This window comes from Clostridium tetani, assembly GCF_900167265.1.
GTDB classification, from domain to species: Bacteria; Bacillota; Clostridia; order Clostridiales; family Clostridiaceae; genus Clostridium_G; species Clostridium_G tetani.
Map to the genome: position 1 here is coordinate 64,129 of NZ_FUWT01000011.1, position 17,701 is coordinate 81,829.

The following is a 17,701-nucleotide window of genomic DNA, read 5'->3' on the forward strand; positions in this document are numbered from 1 at the left end:
ATAAAGAAGAGTTATTAATTTTAAAATAGAAAAGGAGCTGTCTTTTGCATTGATTAAAAAATCATTCCAAGAGAGCTCCTTTTATATCTAATCTATAAATTATCCGATATAATAAGTTCTATATTATTTTTATTAAAAAAGTCTAAATAATCATTATTAAGAGGTTCATTTGTAATAAATGTATCTATATCTTCTAAATTACAATAAGTCATTAAAGAAGCCACTCCTAACTTTGAACTATCTGCAAGTAAGATAATTTTAGAACTTTGTTTTACTACAGTTTTTTTTATTTCATATTCAAATGAAGAGGAGTTAGTAACACCTTTTTTTATAGATACTCCTGTAGAAGCCATAAAACATTTAGATATATTATAATTTTTTAAAAAGTTTATTGATTCTATTCCGATTAAAGAATTAGTATTTCTAGAAAGAGAACCTCCAGTTGATAATATATTTAGATTTTTATATGGAAATGAATTTACTATTACATTTACATTATTAGTTATTATATTTACATTTTTTTTATCGGATAAAAACGGAATCATGTGCATAGTTGTAGTTCCGGAATCTATATATATTATGTCACCATTTTCCACTAAATTACTAGCGGCTTTAGCAATAGTTTTTTTAGTTTCTTTGTGTTTAATTTCTCTTTGTTGAAAAGGAACAGTGGATGTTTTATTTTTTAAGGTTATACCGCCATATATCTTTTTTATTACTCCCTTTCTTTCTAATTCTGAAATATCTCTTCTTATAGTATTTTTTGATACATCAAATAAAGAACATAAAGTATTTATAGATACATTCTCATGTTTTATAACATAATTTTCTATTCCTTTTATTCTATCTTCCTTTAACATTAGAACCTCCACTAATAAAACATTAAAATAAGTTTCATATGTAATTATATAATAATGACATGAACATTACAAGCAAAGTTTTGAAACATAACCAACAGTTAACTATAACATACAAATAAGAACATAAATTATTGACAGAATATTAATTAAATGATAGAATGTAATCAAAAGTTAACCATAAGATGGGAATATATAATCATAAATGTATCAATATGTACTATTGATTTGAAATGGAGGGGGATTAATGGCATATAAAATTAATATTCCTGGAAATATTATATATGGAAAGAATGCTCTGAAGGAATCATCAAAAAACATAAAAGAGCTAGGAGGAAAAGCTTTAATAGTTACTGATAAAATAATGATTGAAATAGGTAATGTTAAAAAAGTCAGTGAAGTTCTTGATGATATTGGTATAAAATATGAAATATATGACGGAATTAATTCAGAACCTACAGACGTAATGGTAGATAAAGGAATAGAAATATATAATAATTCTCATTGTGATTTTTTAATTGCTATAGGAGGAGGAAGTCCTATAGATGCTTCAAAGGCAATTGGAGCTATGATAACAAATTTAGGAAATATAAATGACTACATGGGAAAAATAATAGAAAATGCCTCGCCAAGCATTGTAGCAATTCCAACCACTGCTGGAACAGGATCAGAAGCAACCGAATTTACAATCATATCAAATACAAAAGACAACATAAAAATGTTGCTAAAAGGAAAAAGTTTAATTCCTACTTTGGCAATAGTTGACCCGCAATTTTCTATAACAGTACCCCAAAACATTACGGCAACTACAGGAATAGATGCTTTGACGCACGCCATTGAATCATATACATCAAAACATGCAAATTCATTTTCAGATACCTTCGCACTATCAGCAGTAAAGCGTATTTTTAATAATTTAATAAAAGCATATAAAGATGGGAAGAATTTTGAAGCTAGAAATGAAATGGCTCTAGGTGCCTTAGAAGCAGGAATTGCTTTTAATAATTCTTCGGTAACTATAGTTCATGGAATGAGTAGACCAATTGGAGCTTTATTTAAAGTACCACATGGGCTTTCTAATGCAGTACTTTTACCCAAATGTTTAGAATTTGCAATTCAAGGGGAAGAAAAAAGATTTGCAGATATTGCAAAAGCAATAGAAATATGTAAAGAAGAAACATCAGATAAAGAAGCTGCAGAAAAACTTGTAAAAGAAATTGAAAGTTTGTGCAAAGATATTAATATACCAACCTTGGAGGAGTACGGTATAGAAAAAAATGAATTTTATGAAGAAATAAATAAGATGGCAGAAGATGCATTAAATAGTGGAAGTCCTGCAAATACTAGACGACAACCTACTAAAGAAGATATTGTTAATATATATAAACAGTTGTATATATAAAGAATTGAGAAGTTAAAGTTCTTATATTCCTAATATGGTTTTGAGAAAAAGGAGTAAATATCATGTCGATTGTAAAAATGAAACAACTTTTAAAAAATGCTCAAAAAGGTCAGTATGGAATAGGGGCTTTTAGTATATCCAACATGGAAACCATTATTGGAGCTGTAAGAGCAGCTGAGGAGTTAAAATCTCCAATAATACTTCAAATTGCGGAATCTAGACTAAAGCATTCGCCCCTTTACTTAATAGGACCGGTAATGATTGAAGCAGCTAAAAAATCATCTGTTCCAATAGCGGTACATTTAGATCATGGCGAAAGCATTGATACCATAAAAGAAGCTTTAGATTTAGGTTTTACTTCTGTAATGTATGACGGTTCTCATTTTAATTTAAGTAAAAACATTGAAAACACAAAAGAAGTTGTAAGTTTAACTAAAGAATATGGAGCTTCTGTAGAAGGAGAAGTTGGAAAGGTTGGAAAAAAAGAAGATGGTTTAGGAGATGACACTATATCAATAACAACTGTAGAAGATGCGGAAAAGTTTTATAAAGAGACAAATGTAGATGCTTTAGCTATAGCTATTGGAAATGTTCATGGTATGTATGTTGGGAAACCTAATCTTGACATCAAAAGGTTAATAGAGGTTAATAGTAATATAGAAGTGCCTTTAGTTTTACATGGTGGATCAGGTATTACAAAAGAGGAGTTTAAAAATTGTATTAAAAACGGTATAACCAAAATAAATGTAGCCACAGCAACTTTTAATAGTGTGATAGATAAGGTAAATGAATTATTTAAAACTTCTAATTCAGTTGATTACTTTACTTATCATGATGTTGTTATTAATGCAGCCTATGATAACGTAAAAAAACATATAGACATATTTGGTAGTAGTAACAAAGCATAAATTTTAAGGGGGTATTTTAGTGAATTATATTAAGTTTGACGAAAAAAAACCACTAGATGTAATTCCTATTGGAAGGGTAACCATAGATTTTAATCCTAATGAGATTAATAGACCTTTAGAGGAAAGTAGAACCTTTACTAAATACTTAGGAGGATCTCCAGGAAATATAGCAGTTGGATTAGCAAGACTTGGGAAAAAGGTAGGTTTTTTAAGTACAGTATCTGATGATCAATTTGGAAATTTTGTGGTAAATTATTTAAAAAATGAAGGAATAGATATATCTCAAATAAATAGAGCTAAAAACGGGGAAAAATTAGGTCTTACATTTACAGAAATTTTAAGTCCTAAAGAAAGTAGTATATTAATGTATAGAAAAGGAATAGCAGATTTACAGCTATCATCTAAAGAAGTAAGTGAGGACTATATAAAAAGTGCAAAAGCTATAGTTATATCTGGTACAGCTTTATCAAAAAGTCCATCAAGAGAAGCAGCTTTTGTTGCATTAGAATATGCTAAAAAACATAATACTAGGATAATATTTGACTTGGATTATAGAGAATATACATGGAATTGCAAGGAAGAAATAGCTATTTATTATTCATTAGCAGCAAGAATGAGTGACGTTATAATGGGTTCAAGAGAAGAATTTAATCTTATGGAAGGTCTTATAAGTCCAGAGGAAAGTAATGATAAAGAAACAGCAGAAAGATGGATAGGATATGGAAACAAAATTGTTGTAATAAAACATGGAAAAGATGGTTCAACTGCATATTTACATGATGGTACAAGCTATAAAATAAAACCATTTCCAGTAAAACTATTAAAATCCTTTGGTGGTGGAGACGCATATGCTTCAGCATTTATATATGGAATTATGGAAGGATGGGATGTTATAGATGCATTAGAATTTGGCAGTGCTTCAGCAGCTATGCTTGTAGCAAGTCACAGTTGTTCTGAGGCTATGCCTAAAGTAGAAGAAATTAAACAATTTATAAAAGAAAAAAAAGAAGAACATGGTGAGATGGTAGTAAGGGGGTAATAATTAATGCTTGAAAAACTTAAAGAACTAGAGAAAGGGCATAATATTTTAGTAGAATCTAATGGAAAACATAGTGAAATGATGATGGATATAAGTATATGTAAATTAGAAATTGGACAGGAAGAGTTTTTTATAGAAAAAAATAAAGAAAGTTCATTTTTATTACTTTTAGGTAAGGTGTTAATTAAATGGGAAGATAAAGAACAGGAAATAGAAAGAAATTCTTTATTTGATGAAGACCCTTGGTGCTTACATGTACCTAAAGGTGTAAACGTTAAAATTACAGCTTTGACTGATGCGGAAGTGTTGGTTCAAAAAACAGAAAACTCTAGAGTTTTTTCATGTAAATTATACTCCCCAAAAGAGTGCAGAAGTGATGTATTTGGTAATGGAGTTTGGAATGACACAGCCAGAAGAATTGTAAGAACAGTTTTTGACTATTCAAATGCACCCTATTCAAATATGGTAATGGGAGAAGTAATAACTTATCCAGGCAAATGGTCAAGTTATATTCCACACCATCATCCACAACCAGAAGTGTATTATTACAGATTTAATAAACCTCAAGGGTTTGGATGTGCATTTATAGGAGAAGAAGCTTATAAAATTACAGATAATTCTATAGCAACTATTCCAGGGGGACTAGTGCACCCTCAAACATCTGCACCAGGTTATGCAATGTATTATTGTTGGATGATAAGACATTTAGAAAACAATCCTTGGACAGATAGGATTAATGAAAAAGAGCATGAGTGGCTTTTAGAATCAGATGTTAAGATTTGGCCTCAACAATAGTAAAAGGAGGAATTATGGTGGAAACTATCAAGATAACAACTGCTCAAGCACTTATAAAATTTTTAAATCAACAATATGTAGAATTAGATGGACAGGAGTATAGATTTGTACAAGGAATTTTCACAATATTCGGACACGGCAATGTTTTAGGAATAGGACAAGCACTAGAAGAAGATCCAGGTCATTTAGAAGTTTATCAAGGACATAACGAACAGGGAATGGCTCAATCAGCTATAGCCTTTGCAAAACAAAGTAATAGAAAACAAATATATGCGTGCACATCATCTGTTGGACCAGGTGCTGCTAATATGGTAACAGCAGCGGCTACAGCTACAGCAAATAATATACCTGTATTGTTGTTACCAGGGGATACTTTTTCAACAAGACAACCAGATCCAGTGCTCCAACAGGTAGAGCAAACATATAACTTATCTATTACTACCAATGATGCCTTTAAGGCAGTAAGCAAATATTGGGACAGAGTAAATAGACCAGAACAGCTTATGACAGCTATGATAAATGCTATGAGAGTATTAACAGATCCTGCAAATACAGGAGCAGTAACCATAGCATTACCTCAAGATGTGCAAGGAGAAATTTATGATTTCCCAGAATATTTTTTTAAAAAACGTGTTCATAGAATAGAAAGAACACCTCCTTCAAAACAAGCCATAGAAGATGCTGTAGAGCTTATAAAAAGAAAAAAGAAGCCATTAATAATATGTGGTGGTGGTGTTAGGTATTCAGAAGCAGCAGAATCACTTAAAAGATTTTCAGAAAAGTTTAATATTCCTTTTGGAGAGACGCAGGCGGGTAAAAGTGCAATTGAGTGGAGTTATGGATTAAATCTAGGAGGAATAGGGGTAACTGGAAATTCTGCAGCTAATAGTATAGCAAAAGATGCAGACTTGATAATAGGAGTAGGAACTAGATTTACTGATTTTACAACTTGTTCAAAGTTTTTATTTCAAAATGATGATGTAGAGTTTTTAACTATAAATATATCTAGTTTCCATGCTAATAAATTAGATGCGCTAAAAGTTATTTCAGATGCAAAAGTAGGACTAGATACAATAGCAAATGAGCTAGAAAGACAAGGATATTCTTCAGATTATGAAGATGAAATAAAAAAAGCTAAAAATGAATGGGAAAAAGAACTTAATAGGCTTTTTAATATAGAGTATACAGAAAAAGAGTTTGTACCTGAAATAGCAGGTCATTGTGATAAGGTAGTAGAGGAGTTTTATAAAGAATTTGATTCCTGTTTAACACAGACAAAGGTTTTGGGAGAACTAAATGAGCTTTTAGATGATGATGCAATTGTAATAGGAGCTTCGGGAAGCTTACCAGGAGACCTACATAAGGTATGGTGTCCTAAAAGGAGTAATACTTATCATATGGAGTATGGATATTCTTGTATGGGGTATGAAGTTTCTGCTGCATTAGGAGTTAAATTGGCAGAAGAAGATAAGGAGGTTTATTCCTTGGTAGGAGATGGAGCGTATTTAATGCTTCACTCGGAGTTAATTACTAGTATAAAAGAAGGAAAGAAAATAAATATATTGTTGTTTGACAATGCAGGTTTTGGATGTATAAATAATCTTCAAATGTCTAATGGTATGGGAAGCTTTGCTACTGAATTTAGACATAGGAATAGTGAAACAGGAAAACTTGATGGAAAGCTTTTAAAAATTGATTTTGCAAAATCTGCTGAAGGATATGGGGTTAAAACTTATAAAGTAAATACAATAGATAAGCTTAGATATGCAATAGAAGATTCTAAAAAGCAAAAAATATCTACATTAATTGATATAAAAATACTACCTAAAACTATGACAAGGGGATATGAATCCTGGTGGCATGTTGGGGTATCAGAAAAATCAAAAAATCCTAAAATAAATAAAGCGTATGAAAGTAAAATAAACCATTTAGCCAAAGCTAGAAAATATTAAATCAATAATAATTTAATTCAAAGATAAAAAAGGGGATGAAGGTAATGATTAATTTAGGAGTTATTGGATTTGGAAGAATAGGTAAGGTACATGCAGAAAGTTTAACTAAATATGTTCCTAATGTATCACTTAAAGCTGTAGCAGATCCATTTATGAACGAAGAAGGTATAAATTGTGCAAAATCCATGGGAGTTGAGAATGCATACAAAGATTATAAGGAAGTATTAAATGATCCAGAAATAGATGCTGTTTTAGTATGTTCATCTACAGATACTCATTCAAAGATATCTATTGAGGCATTAAAAGCAGGTAAACATGTATTTTGTGAAAAACCAATTGATCATGATATTGAAAGAATAAAAGAGGTATTAAAGGAAGTTGAAAAATCTAATCTTAAATTTCAAGTAGGTTTTAATAGAAGATTTGATCATAACTTTAAAACTATTAAGAATACTATAAAAGCGGGTAAAATTGGAGAACCTCATATAATAAAAATAACATCAAGGGACCCAGAAGCACCTCCAATAGAATATGTAAAAGTTTCAGGTGGAATTTTTTTAGATATGAGCATACATGATTTTGATATGGTTCGTTATCTATCTGGAAGTGAGGTAGAAGAAGTATATGCTATAGGGGATGCACTTATAAATCCAGATATAAAGAAGGAAGGGGATGTAGATACTGCAATAATAACATTAAAATTAGCAAATGGAGCTTTAGGTGTTATAGATAATAGCAGAGAGGCAGCTTATGGCTACGATCAAAGAGCAGAAGTATTTGGTTCAAAAGGATCAGTTCAAATAAGTAATGATGCTAATTCTACAGCTGTGGTTAGTACAAAAGATGGTGTAACTGGAGAGAAACCATTATATTTTTTCCTAGAAAGATATATGCAATCTTTTGCTGATGAAATAAAAGAATTTGTAAAAGCTATAGAAGAAGACAAAGAAGTTCCTGTAACGGCTATAGATGGACTTAATGCAGTATTAATAGGAATTGCTGCTACAAAGTCATTAAAAGAAGGAAGAGCAGTTAAGATCTCTGAAATAGGTTTATAACAAATCAGATTAAAGGATTGGGGGAAAATTTATGTTTAATAAAGATAAAGTGAAAATTGGAATAGCGCCTATAGCATGGACTAATGATGATATGCCAGAACTTGGAGCAGAAAACACTTTTGAACAATGTATAAGTGAAATGGCATTGTCAGGTTTTAAAGGAACAGAAGTGGGGAATAAATACCCAAGGGATACTAAAGTTCTTAAAAGGGCTTTAGAGCTTAGAGATATGCAAATTGCTAGTGCATGGTTTAGTGCTTTTTTAACTACAAAACCTTATGAAGAAACAGAAAAAGCTTTTATAAAACACAGGGATTTTCTTTATGAAATGAGATCAAAGGTAATAGTTATATCAGAACAAGGACATAGTATACAAGGGAAAATGGAAACACCTATATTTGAAGAAAAACCTATATTTACAGAAGAAGAGTGGAAAGATTTAGCTAAAGGTTTAAATAAGCTTGGAAAACTTGCAAAAGAAAAAAATATGAAAGTAGTTTATCATCATCATATGGGAACGGGCGTTCAAACTACAGAAGAAATAGATAAACTGATGGAAATGACAGATCCTACACTTGTATATCTATTATATGACACTGGGCATCTTGTATTTTCCGGAGAAGATCCTATAGTTGTTTTAAGAAAATATATAAATAGAATAAAGCATGTTCACTTGAAAGATATAAGAGAAGATGTAGTAAAGATAGTAAAGCAAAAGAAGATGAGTTTTTTACAGGCTGTTAAATTAGGAGCATTTACTGTTCCAGGAGATGGAGATATAGACTTTAAACCCGTATTTAACATATTAGCAGAGAATAATTATGAAGGATGGCTTTTAGTAGAAGCAGAGCAAGACCCTGCAAGGGCAAATCCACTTGAATATGCTATAAAAGCTAGAAAGTATATACAGGAAAAGGCAGCGATTTAATCAATATCTTACAGATTTTAATGGAGGAAAATATGAATAAGATAAAGGTTGGCATTGTTGGTTTAGGAAGACTTGGAAGAAAACATGCAGAAAATATAGCTTTAAGAATATCTAATGCAGAGCTTACTGCAGTTTGTAGTGTAATAAAAGATGAAGTTGATGAAGCTCAAAAAAAACTTAATGTTAAGTATGGATATACGGATTTTGATGAAATGATTAAAAATAAGGAATTAGATGCTATATTTATATCATCGCCATCAGGATTTCATTGTTCACAAATAGAGAAAGCCCTAAAAGCAGGATTTCATGTATTTAGTGAAAAACCTCTTGGATTGCATTTAGAAGAAACTAAAAAACTAGCTAAAGTAGTTAATGGATATAAGGATAAACAGATATTTATGCTTGGATTTATGAGAAGATATGATAAATCCTACTTATATGCAAAGGAAAAGATAGAAGATGGGGAAATTGGTAAACCAATGCTTATAAGATGCTATGGATTAGATCCATCTTGTTCTATAGAAAGTTTTTTGAATTTTGCTAAAAATAATTATAGTGGTGGGTTATTTTTAGATATGGCTATACATGATTTAGATCTTGCAAGATGGTATTTAAATTCAGAAGCTGAAAAGGTGTGGGCTATAGGAGATGCCTATGAGTATGAAGACTTTAAAGAAATTAATGATGCAGAAACAGGAGCAGCCCTAGTTAAATTTAAAAATGGAACAATGGGTATATTTGTGGCAGGAAGAAATTGTGCCCATGGATATCATATAGAAACAGAAATAATAGGCACAAAAGGTACTTTAAGAATAGGAACCATACCAGAGAAGAATATGGTTACTGTATTTAATGATAAGGGGGCTATAAGAGAGTGTTCTCAAGGATTCTTAGAAAGATTTGAACAAGCATATTTATCTGAAACAGAAGATTTTATAAATTGTATAATGGAAAAAAGACAACCTAAAATAACTGTAGAAGATGGCGTGAATTCAACAGCCTTAGCCTATGCATGTAAGGAATCTTTTGAAACCGGAAAGTTAATAGAATTAAAATAGTAGTTATAAAAAAAGGGCATATTACTTTCAAATATAACCATATGAAAGCAGTATGTCCTATAAAATAATATAAATGTTGAAAATTTATATAAACACTATACCCCATATTATAAATGTAAATTTAAAATTTGCAAATCAAACCTTTACTATATATAAAATAATGGGATTTTTAGGGGGGGAGAATAAAGTTGAGCATAATAACGTGTATATCATTTGTAACTTTTACAGCCTTAGTTGCAGTTTTATCATGGTATAAAACCCGAAATGATGATTTATCTAGCCAAGACGGATATTTCCTTGCAGGGAGAAGCTTAACGGGAGTTTTTATAGGTGGATCTTTAATGCTAACCAATTTATCTACAGAACAAATGGTAGGATTAAATGGACAAGGATATAAATATACAATGGCAGTAATGGCTTGGGAAGTAACTTCGGCTTTTGCTTTGGTACTTATGTCTCAAGTATTTTTACCTAGATATTTAAAAAGTGGAATAACAACTATACCAGATTTTTTAGAAGAAAGATATGATTCATGTACTCGTAGGATAATATCTATATTATTTTTAATTGGATATATGGCAGCTTATTTACCTACGGTATTATATTCAGGGGCTGTAGTTTTAAATAGTATATTTAATGTACCAGAAGTATTTGGAATTGGGCAAATGCAAGCTTTAATTATGACAGTTTGGGCCATTGGAATAGTGGGTTCTATATATGCTATATTTGGTGGACTTAAAGCCGTTGCAGTATCAGATACTTACAATGGAGTGGGACTTTTAATTGGTGGATTTATGATTACTGTATTTGCATTAATTAAATTAGGGGGAGGAAGTCTTGCACAGGGAGTTGACACATTGATTACAGTTCATCCTGAAAAATTAAATTCTATAGGAGGAGCTGATTCACCCGTTCCTTGGACCGTATTATTTACTGGAATGCTTTTTAATAATTTATTTTATTGGTGTACCAATCAATCTATAGTACAAAGAACTTTTGGAGCAAAAAACTTAGCAGAAGGACAAAAAGGTGTTCTTTTAGCAGGATTTTTTAAACTATTCGGACCCTTATATTTAGTTTTGCCAGGGATTATTGCATTTCATTTATATGGAGGGTCACTGTCTAATCAAGATATGGCATATCCTACTTTAGTAGTGGATGTTTTACCAAAATCTTTAGCAGGATTCTTTGCAGCAGTGTTATTTGGAGCTATTTTAAGTTCCTTTAATAGTGCTTTAAACAGTTCAGTAACCTTATTTACTTTAGATATTTATAGACCAATATTTAAACCAAATTCTACAGATGAAGAGTTAGTTCATGTTGGTAAAAAGTTCGGAGCTATTTTAGCTATAATATCAATGGTTATAGCACCGCTTATAATTAACGCACCATCAGGTTTATATAATTATTTGCAAGAATGTAATGGTTTTTATAATGTACCTATTTTAGCAGCTATTTTAGTTGGATTCTTCTCAAAGAAGGTTCCTTCAATAGCACCAAAGATAGCATTGGTATTTCATATTATATTTTATAGTATATCTAAGATAGTTTGGGGACATGTCAACTTCTTACATGTATTAGGCTTTTTATTTCCAGCGTGTGTAGTTGTAATGCTTATAATAGGAAAAATCAAACCACGTGAAAATGATTATGTTCAAAAATATACTAAACAAGTTGATATAACACCTTGGAGTAAATCTAAATTAGTTTCAATAGTTATAAGTATATTAATGATTTGTGTATATATTTTATTTTCAAAGATTGGAATAGTATGTAAGTAAAATAAAAAGTCGGAATATTCTAAAGTGTTAGGATATATCAAATAAAGTCCAGTGAAGTTGTTTCATTGGACTTTATTTGATATATAGAATTATAATTGATAATAGGAGTATTAAGGAAATGGAGGGATTTAAATTATAATCTTAAAATATTGTTATAATGTAATAGATTAAGAGATTATGGACTAAATCATAAAGGAGTGGTTCCAATTGAAAAGAAATTTTATAATTGCATTAATAGCATCTATGCTATTAACAAGTTTTACTTCATTAGGAAAAGTACAAGCATCTGATATATCTCATGAAAGATATTGGGGAAAGGATAGGTATGAAACTTCTATAAAAATATCTCAAAAAGGTTGGGAAAACGGAGCTAAATATGTGGTACTAGCATCAGGACAAGGTTATGCCGATGCATTATCTGCATCACCCTTTGCAAAGCTTATAGATGCACCCATACTACTTACCAAGGGGGATAAATTAGAGGAGAAAACCTTACAAGAAATAAAAAGATTAAATCCATCAAAAGTTTATATAATAGGGGGCGAAGGTTCTATATCACAACATATTGAAGATGAAATAAAATCTAAGATAAGTAATGATGTGGAAAGATTTAAAGGTGAAGATAGATATGAGACCTCTATGAAAATGGCGCAAAGATTTCCTAATAAAGAAAAGGTGATATTAGCCTCTGGAGAAGGGTATGCTGATGCTTTATCTGCGGCACCTATAGCTGCTATAAACAGTATGCCTATTATATTAACTCCTAGGGACAGGTTACCCAAATTAGCAGAAGATTATCTAAAAAAAGATGAAGTTAAAACTATTTATATAATAGGAGGAACTGCATCTATAAGTGACACAATTGAAAAAGAACTTCCATTATCTATTAGAATTTATGGAAAAGATAGATTTGAAACCAATGCTGAAATAATAAGAAATTTTATATTAGATTTTGATTATAAAAATGCATATATAGCCTTAGGAGCAGGAGAAACAGGCAATGAGTTTGCAGATGCTTTAACTGGAGCAGTTGTTGCAGCTAAGGACAGAGCACCTGTTTTATTAACAGGAAAAAACTTAAATAGTAGTACAAAAGCTATATCAAATGAAGTGTTATTTCCACATACTAAGTTTAAAGTATTAGGTGGAGCTAATAATGTATCAGATAAGCTGGTAGAGGATATAAAAGTTACAATAACGGATAATTTTTTAAATAAAGATAAGGAATATACTAGAAATACCGCTGGAAATGCTATGATTTCAGAAGATGGTATAAGGTTGAAAAATAGTAAAATTAAAGGTAACTTATATGTAGAAAGCGATGATGTGTCCCTAAAAAATGTAGAGGTTAGCGGAACTATATATCTTGACCCAGGAAGAAAAGGACAGACTAGATTAGAAAAGGTGAAGGCTGATAAAATCATAGTTTTATCGGCAAGAAATGAAAATGATGGGATTTATTTAGAAGATGTAGATGCAAATTTACTGGAAATTAAAAGTGGAACAAAGGCAAAGATAAGCATAAGAAGAGGGACGGATCTCAAAAAAATTAAAGTTTTAGCTAATACTTTAATTGAAAATTATCAAGGTGATTATAAAGAAATAATTATTCCTAAAACTCCAAACTATAAAGAACTTGAGTTAACAGGAAGTTTTACTGAAAATATAATAGTAGAAGGTCAAACTGAGCTTAAAACCATAGGTGGAGCCTATGTTACAGATGTTTTAATAAAGACAAATAAAGAAGATGTAGTTATATTAGATGGAAAGTTTGATGATGTAAAAGTTTATACAGCAGCAGATATAAAAATTACAGAAAAAGCTTCTGCTAGAATATTTGGAGAAACTATTGAAGCACAAACAAAAGCCGAAATTTATGTTCCTAAAGGGGCAGATGTTAATATAAGAAGAATTAGGCCGCATAATATAACTGGAGATGGAAAAGATAATGCATTAAATTAATAAAAAACCGATGGTTATTTAATTAAATAGCCATCGGTTTTTATTATGTATGGGAGAGTTATATGTAGTAAAAGATTATGATAGTTCATATATTTTAACTATAAATGAAATTTATTACTAATTATTGGGGAGCGATATTATACAAAAATGATAAAATGTATTAAAATAGTATTTATAGAATGTAAAGTAAAATTTAAGATATATATGTAAAAATGTATTTATATTTTTAATTGAGATGAGGGGGAGGAATTTAAGATGTTTAAAAAAGGTAAAAAATTTTTATCTATTTGTATTACCACAATGCTAAGTTTAACAACTGCTATAACAACTACAAAAACATCAGCAGCGGAATTGGCGAAAATTACAAGAATCTGTGGAGTAGATAGATACCAAACAGCTGTAAAAATATCGCAAAATGGGTGGAAATCAGGATCAGATTACGCAATACTAGCATCAGGAGAAGATTATGCTGATGCTCTATGTGCAACTTCACTAGCAAAAGCTAAAGATGCTCCTATATTCCTTACAAAGAAGAATTCATTAAATGAAGAAACTTTAAAAGAACTAAAAAGGTTAGGAGTAAAAAAGCTTTATATCATAGGTGGATATGGTTCTATATCAGAGGAAATAGAAAATAAAGTTAAATCAGTAGTAAAAAATACTGAAAGACTACAAGGAAAAGACAGATATGAGACTTCAGTTAAAATTGCAGAAAAATTAGGGGAAAGTAATAAAGTTATATTAACATCAGGAGAAGGCTATGCAGATGCTTTATCAATAGCACCAGTTGCAGCAATAAAAGGAATTCCAGTAGTTTTAACAAAGGTTAGAGAACTACCAACATCTACAAAAGAATATATAAAATCCATAGGTGCAACAACAACTTATGTAATAGGTGGAACTGAAGCTATTAGTGATACAGTAAAAAATTTAGTACCAAGTCCAGAAAGAATATATGGACAAGATAGATTTGAAACTAATTCAGAAATTATAAAAGCTTTTGCCATAGAATTTGATTTTGAAAACGCATACGTGGCATTAGGGGTAGGTTCTACAGGAAAAGAATTTGCAGATGGTCTATCAGCTTCAGCCCTATCAGCTAAAAATAGAGCACCAGTAATTTTAACTGGACAAACCTTAAATAGCGTAACAAGAGATTTAGCAAGAGAAAAACTTTATCCAACAACTAATTTAACAGTTTTAGGTGGAGTTAAAAATATTTCAGATACAGCTGTAGGTGAAATGAAAGTAACAGGTGAAATTATAAAAACTGAAAAGGAGCTTGAAGATAAAAATATAGATGGAAACTTAGCAATTACAGTTAAGAATGCAGAGTTAAGAGATAGCAAAATAAAGGGAAATTTATATATTGAAAATGATAATATATTATTATCAAATGTAAAAGTAGATGGAACTATTTATATTAATCCTGGAAGTGAAAATACATGTAAATTAGAAAATGTAATGGCTAATAAAATAATAGTATTATCAGGTAGAGAAGAAGGAATAAATTTAATATCAACTAAAGCAGAAAAATTAGATATATTAAATAGGGATAATGCAAGAGTAATTTTAGAACAAGACACAGATATATCAGAAACAAAATCTTTATCTAGTGCAATACTTCAAGTAGAAGATGGATGTTTTGGAGAAGTTATAATACCAGAAACACTTAATGAAAAGACAATACAATTTAAAGGGAATTTTGATAAAACAATAAAAGTAGAAGGACAAGCATATTTAAAGACATACTCTAATGCTGTTATTAAAAATGTTGAAATAAGATCAGATAAAAATAATGAAGTCGTATTATATGGAAGATTTAATGATGTAGATGTATATAGTAATGCAGATATAAAAACTAAGGAAGATACAAGTGCTATAATAAGGGCGAAAAATTCTGAAGCAAAATTAAATGCTAAAATATATGTACCTGAAGATACAGATATAAAAGTTAGAGAGTTTAAAGAAAAGAATATATCAGGATATGGGAGAAAGAAAGCATTATTTTAATTAAAAGATAGATAGTGAAATTATAACCATATATTGACAAAACACACGGGAAACGCTAAAATTAAATTGTGTATTAAGAATAGTCAGAAAAATGTAAAAACGAAAGGAAGTGCTGTAATGTTTAATCAAAGAAGAGTTAATAAAATTATAACAACTATGGCCTTAACATTATCATTAATTTTATCATCATTTTCCCAGGTGTTTGCAGCTCCATATTTACCAAATGATTATAATAAGCAACCTGAAAATATAATTAAAAAACATTTTCCAAAACCAGCAGGACCTATATTAACTCCAGCTTTTAAAGAAGGTAAGAAAGATTTTACATCTCATGATGAAATGATGGAATTTATCTATGATCTTCAAAAAACTAGTAATCATATGAAGGTTTCAATTATTGGACAAACCCAAGAAGGCAAACCAATTCCTTTATTAATATTTAGTAATCCATCTTATTCTAATGCAGCAGATATATTAAAACTTGAAAGACCAGTTGTATGGCTTCAAGGGCAAATACATGGAAATGAACCTGCAGGAGGAGAGGGTGCCCTAGGGGTAGCTAAAAACCTTGCAGGTAAATTAGGAGATGAAGTATTAGGAAAGGTTTCAGTGGTGATACTTCCAAGATTCAATGGGGACGGTTCTTTTTATTTTCAAAGACAAATGGCATCAAAATTAGATAGTAACAGAGACCACTTAAAATTTGATATACAAGAAACTATTTTAGTTCATGAAGCCTTTAATGAATTTAAACCGGAAGTTGTAATAGATGCTCATGAATATTCAGTTTTTGGTAAGTTTAAAAATGTAGGAAGTAAAGGTGGTTTAGTCTACCATGACATTTTAATATCTTCTGCTAAAAATTTAAATATACCAAAGGATGTAAGAAAGGTTTCTGATAATTTATTTGTAAATAATGCTCAAAAAGATTTAGCTTCTAGAAATTTTTCAAACTATGATTATTATACTTTTACTGAAAAAGGGGGCAAGCCAACTATATTTGAAGCGGGGACAGATCCTAAAATAGGAAGAAATGCCTATGGGCTTCAACCTTCATTTTCATTTTTGGTTGAATCAAGGGGCATAGGTATTGGTAAAGAAAATTTTGAAAGAAGAGTACTAAGTCATATAGTGTCAGCACAAAACATAATAAGAAGCACTGCTAATAATGCAGATTTAGTAAAGAAAACTATAGATAATGCACGAAAAGAAATAACTAAATTAGGTAAAACTGTAGATCCTAATGACAAATTAGTATTAAGAGATCTACATAAGAAAGTTGCCAATGATAAATTAGATATTATAGATATTGGTACGGGAGAAAAAGTAAAACTAGATGTAGAAGTTTTTAGCAGTAAAGAAGCAATACCAACTTTAGAAAGAGTAAGACCAACAGCCTATATACTTCCTCCAGCCTATCATGAAGTAGCTAAGAGATTATCTTATTCAGGGGTGGTTGTAAGAAAGTTAAATAAAGATATGGAGCTTCCAGTAGAAGCATATAAAGTTAAAGATAAAAAGATTGACACAAATTATTACGAAGGACATTTAAGAAATGATGTTACTGTAGATGTAAATAAAAAGAATGCAGCCTTTCCTAAAGGAAGCTATGTATTTACAATGGATCAACCAAATGCCAATTTAATAGCTATGTGTTTAGAACCAGATGCTGAAGATAGTTTTGTAAAGTTTAATATAATTCCAGCGGAAATAAATAATGAATTACCAGTTTATAGATATGTAGAGAATAAAAGTATAGATGCTAAGATAATTAAATAAAAATATTAAATGTAGTGAAGAATTTAAACTTTTATTTTAGATTCTATACATTAGTAATATACGAACCCAGGACTTTTATAAGTTTTGGGTTTTTTATTGTTATTTATATATGGAATCATCTTGTTATAATGTTAATTATATAGATGTATGTTAAGAATTAAGAAATTTC

At 30.2% G+C, this 17,701-nt stretch carries 13 protein-coding genes; 12 read left to right on the forward strand and 1 reads right to left on the reverse strand.

From position 1 onward, the window contains the following. Window positions 1-92: 92 nt before the first annotated feature. Window positions 93-860 (reverse strand): DeoR/GlpR family DNA-binding transcription regulator, encoded by a 768-nt coding sequence (locus B5D21_RS09390; protein ID WP_035124718.1) that lies wholly within the window; start codon window positions 858-860, stop codon window positions 93-95. Window positions 861-1,104: 244 nt separating this feature from the next. Here B5D21_RS09390 and B5D21_RS09395 point away from each other — a divergent pair, with 244 nt between their 5' ends. From B5D21_RS09395 to B5D21_RS09450, 12 genes are all read left to right on the forward strand, one after another. Beyond that, on the forward strand, window positions 1,105-2,259 hold the full coding sequence (locus B5D21_RS09395) for an iron-containing alcohol dehydrogenase (protein WP_011098798.1): 1,155 nt from the start codon (window positions 1,105-1,107) through the stop codon (window positions 2,257-2,259). A 62-nt stretch (window positions 2,260-2,321) separates the two neighbouring features. Beyond that, entirely contained in the window at window positions 2,322-3,167 is an 846-nt protein-coding gene (locus B5D21_RS09400) for a class II fructose-bisphosphate aldolase (protein ID WP_011098799.1), read from the forward strand. A gap of 19 nt (window positions 3,168-3,186) precedes the next feature. After that, window positions 3,187-4,206: a 5-dehydro-2-deoxygluconokinase gene (gene iolC / locus B5D21_RS09405; RefSeq protein WP_011098800.1), complete on the forward strand. Its 1,020-nt coding sequence runs from the start codon at window positions 3,187-3,189 to the stop codon at window positions 4,204-4,206. A gap of 6 nt (window positions 4,207-4,212) precedes the next feature. Continuing rightward, window positions 4,213-5,001, forward strand: coding sequence for a 5-deoxy-glucuronate isomerase (locus B5D21_RS09410; protein WP_011098801.1), 789 nt, complete (start codon window positions 4,213-4,215; stop codon window positions 4,999-5,001). Window positions 5,002-5,018: 17 nt separating this feature from the next. Beyond that, window positions 5,019-6,953, forward strand: a complete 1,935-nt coding sequence (gene iolD / locus B5D21_RS09415) for a 3D-(3,5/4)-trihydroxycyclohexane-1,2-dione acylhydrolase (decyclizing) (protein ID WP_035124721.1) — start codon at window positions 5,019-5,021, stop codon at window positions 6,951-6,953. Between the two features lie 44 nt (window positions 6,954-6,997). Next, window positions 6,998-8,011 carry an inositol 2-dehydrogenase gene (gene iolG, locus B5D21_RS09420; RefSeq protein WP_035124725.1) on the forward strand — a complete coding sequence of 338 codons (1,014 nt, stop codon included), beginning with the start codon at window positions 6,998-7,000 and terminating at the stop codon, window positions 8,009-8,011. A gap of 31 nt (window positions 8,012-8,042) precedes the next feature. After that, window positions 8,043-8,939, forward strand: a complete 897-nt coding sequence (gene iolE, locus B5D21_RS09425) for a myo-inosose-2 dehydratase (RefSeq protein ID WP_011098804.1) — start codon at window positions 8,043-8,045, stop codon at window positions 8,937-8,939. A 32-nt stretch (window positions 8,940-8,971) separates the two neighbouring features. Next, entirely contained in the window at window positions 8,972-9,997 is a 1,026-nt protein-coding gene (locus B5D21_RS09430; RefSeq protein ID WP_035111133.1) for a Gfo/Idh/MocA family protein, read from the forward strand. Window positions 9,998-10,185: 188 nt separating this feature from the next. Then, entirely contained in the window at window positions 10,186-11,778 is a 1,593-nt protein-coding gene (locus B5D21_RS09435; protein WP_011098806.1) for a solute:sodium symporter family transporter, read from the forward strand. Window positions 11,779-11,985: 207 nt separating this feature from the next. Beyond that, window positions 11,986-13,740 carry a cell wall-binding repeat-containing protein gene (locus B5D21_RS09440; RefSeq protein WP_011098807.1) on the forward strand — a complete coding sequence of 585 codons (1,755 nt, stop codon included), beginning with the start codon at window positions 11,986-11,988 and terminating at the stop codon, window positions 13,738-13,740. A gap of 255 nt (window positions 13,741-13,995) precedes the next feature. After that, window positions 13,996-15,753, forward strand: coding sequence for a cell wall-binding repeat-containing protein (locus B5D21_RS09445; protein WP_011098808.1), 1,758 nt, complete (start codon window positions 13,996-13,998; stop codon window positions 15,751-15,753). A 117-nt stretch (window positions 15,754-15,870) separates the two neighbouring features. Continuing rightward, the gene (locus tag B5D21_RS09450) at window positions 15,871-17,532 is read left to right on the forward strand and encodes a M14 family metallopeptidase (protein ID WP_035111139.1); all 1,662 of its coding nucleotides are present in this window, start codon (window positions 15,871-15,873) and stop codon (window positions 17,530-17,532) included. Window positions 17,533-17,701: the final 169 nt, after the last annotated feature.

What these genes read in the sequence shown, in the direction of transcription:
- B5D21_RS09430 (WP_035111133.1), top strand. Translation starts at nt 8,972, where the DNA reads ATGAATAAGATAAAGGTTGGCATTGTTGGTTTAGGAAGACTTGGAAGA.
- B5D21_RS09390 (WP_035124718.1), bottom strand. Translation starts at nt 860, where the DNA reads ATGTTAAAGGAAGATAGAATAAAAGGAATAGAAAATTATGTTATAAAA.
- B5D21_RS09400 (WP_011098799.1), top strand. Translation starts at nt 2,322, where the DNA reads ATGTCGATTGTAAAAATGAAACAACTTTTAAAAAATGCTCAAAAAGGT.
- B5D21_RS09410 (WP_011098801.1), top strand. Translation starts at nt 4,213, where the DNA reads ATGCTTGAAAAACTTAAAGAACTAGAGAAAGGGCATAATATTTTAGTA.
- iolG (WP_035124725.1), top strand. Translation starts at nt 6,998, where the DNA reads ATGATTAATTTAGGAGTTATTGGATTTGGAAGAATAGGTAAGGTACAT.
- B5D21_RS09445 (WP_011098808.1), top strand. Translation starts at nt 13,996, where the DNA reads ATGTTTAAAAAAGGTAAAAAATTTTTATCTATTTGTATTACCACAATG.
- B5D21_RS09395 (WP_011098798.1), top strand. Translation starts at nt 1,105, where the DNA reads ATGGCATATAAAATTAATATTCCTGGAAATATTATATATGGAAAGAAT.
- B5D21_RS09450 (WP_035111139.1), top strand. Translation starts at nt 15,871, where the DNA reads ATGTTTAATCAAAGAAGAGTTAATAAAATTATAACAACTATGGCCTTA.
- iolE (WP_011098804.1), top strand. Translation starts at nt 8,043, where the DNA reads ATGTTTAATAAAGATAAAGTGAAAATTGGAATAGCGCCTATAGCATGG.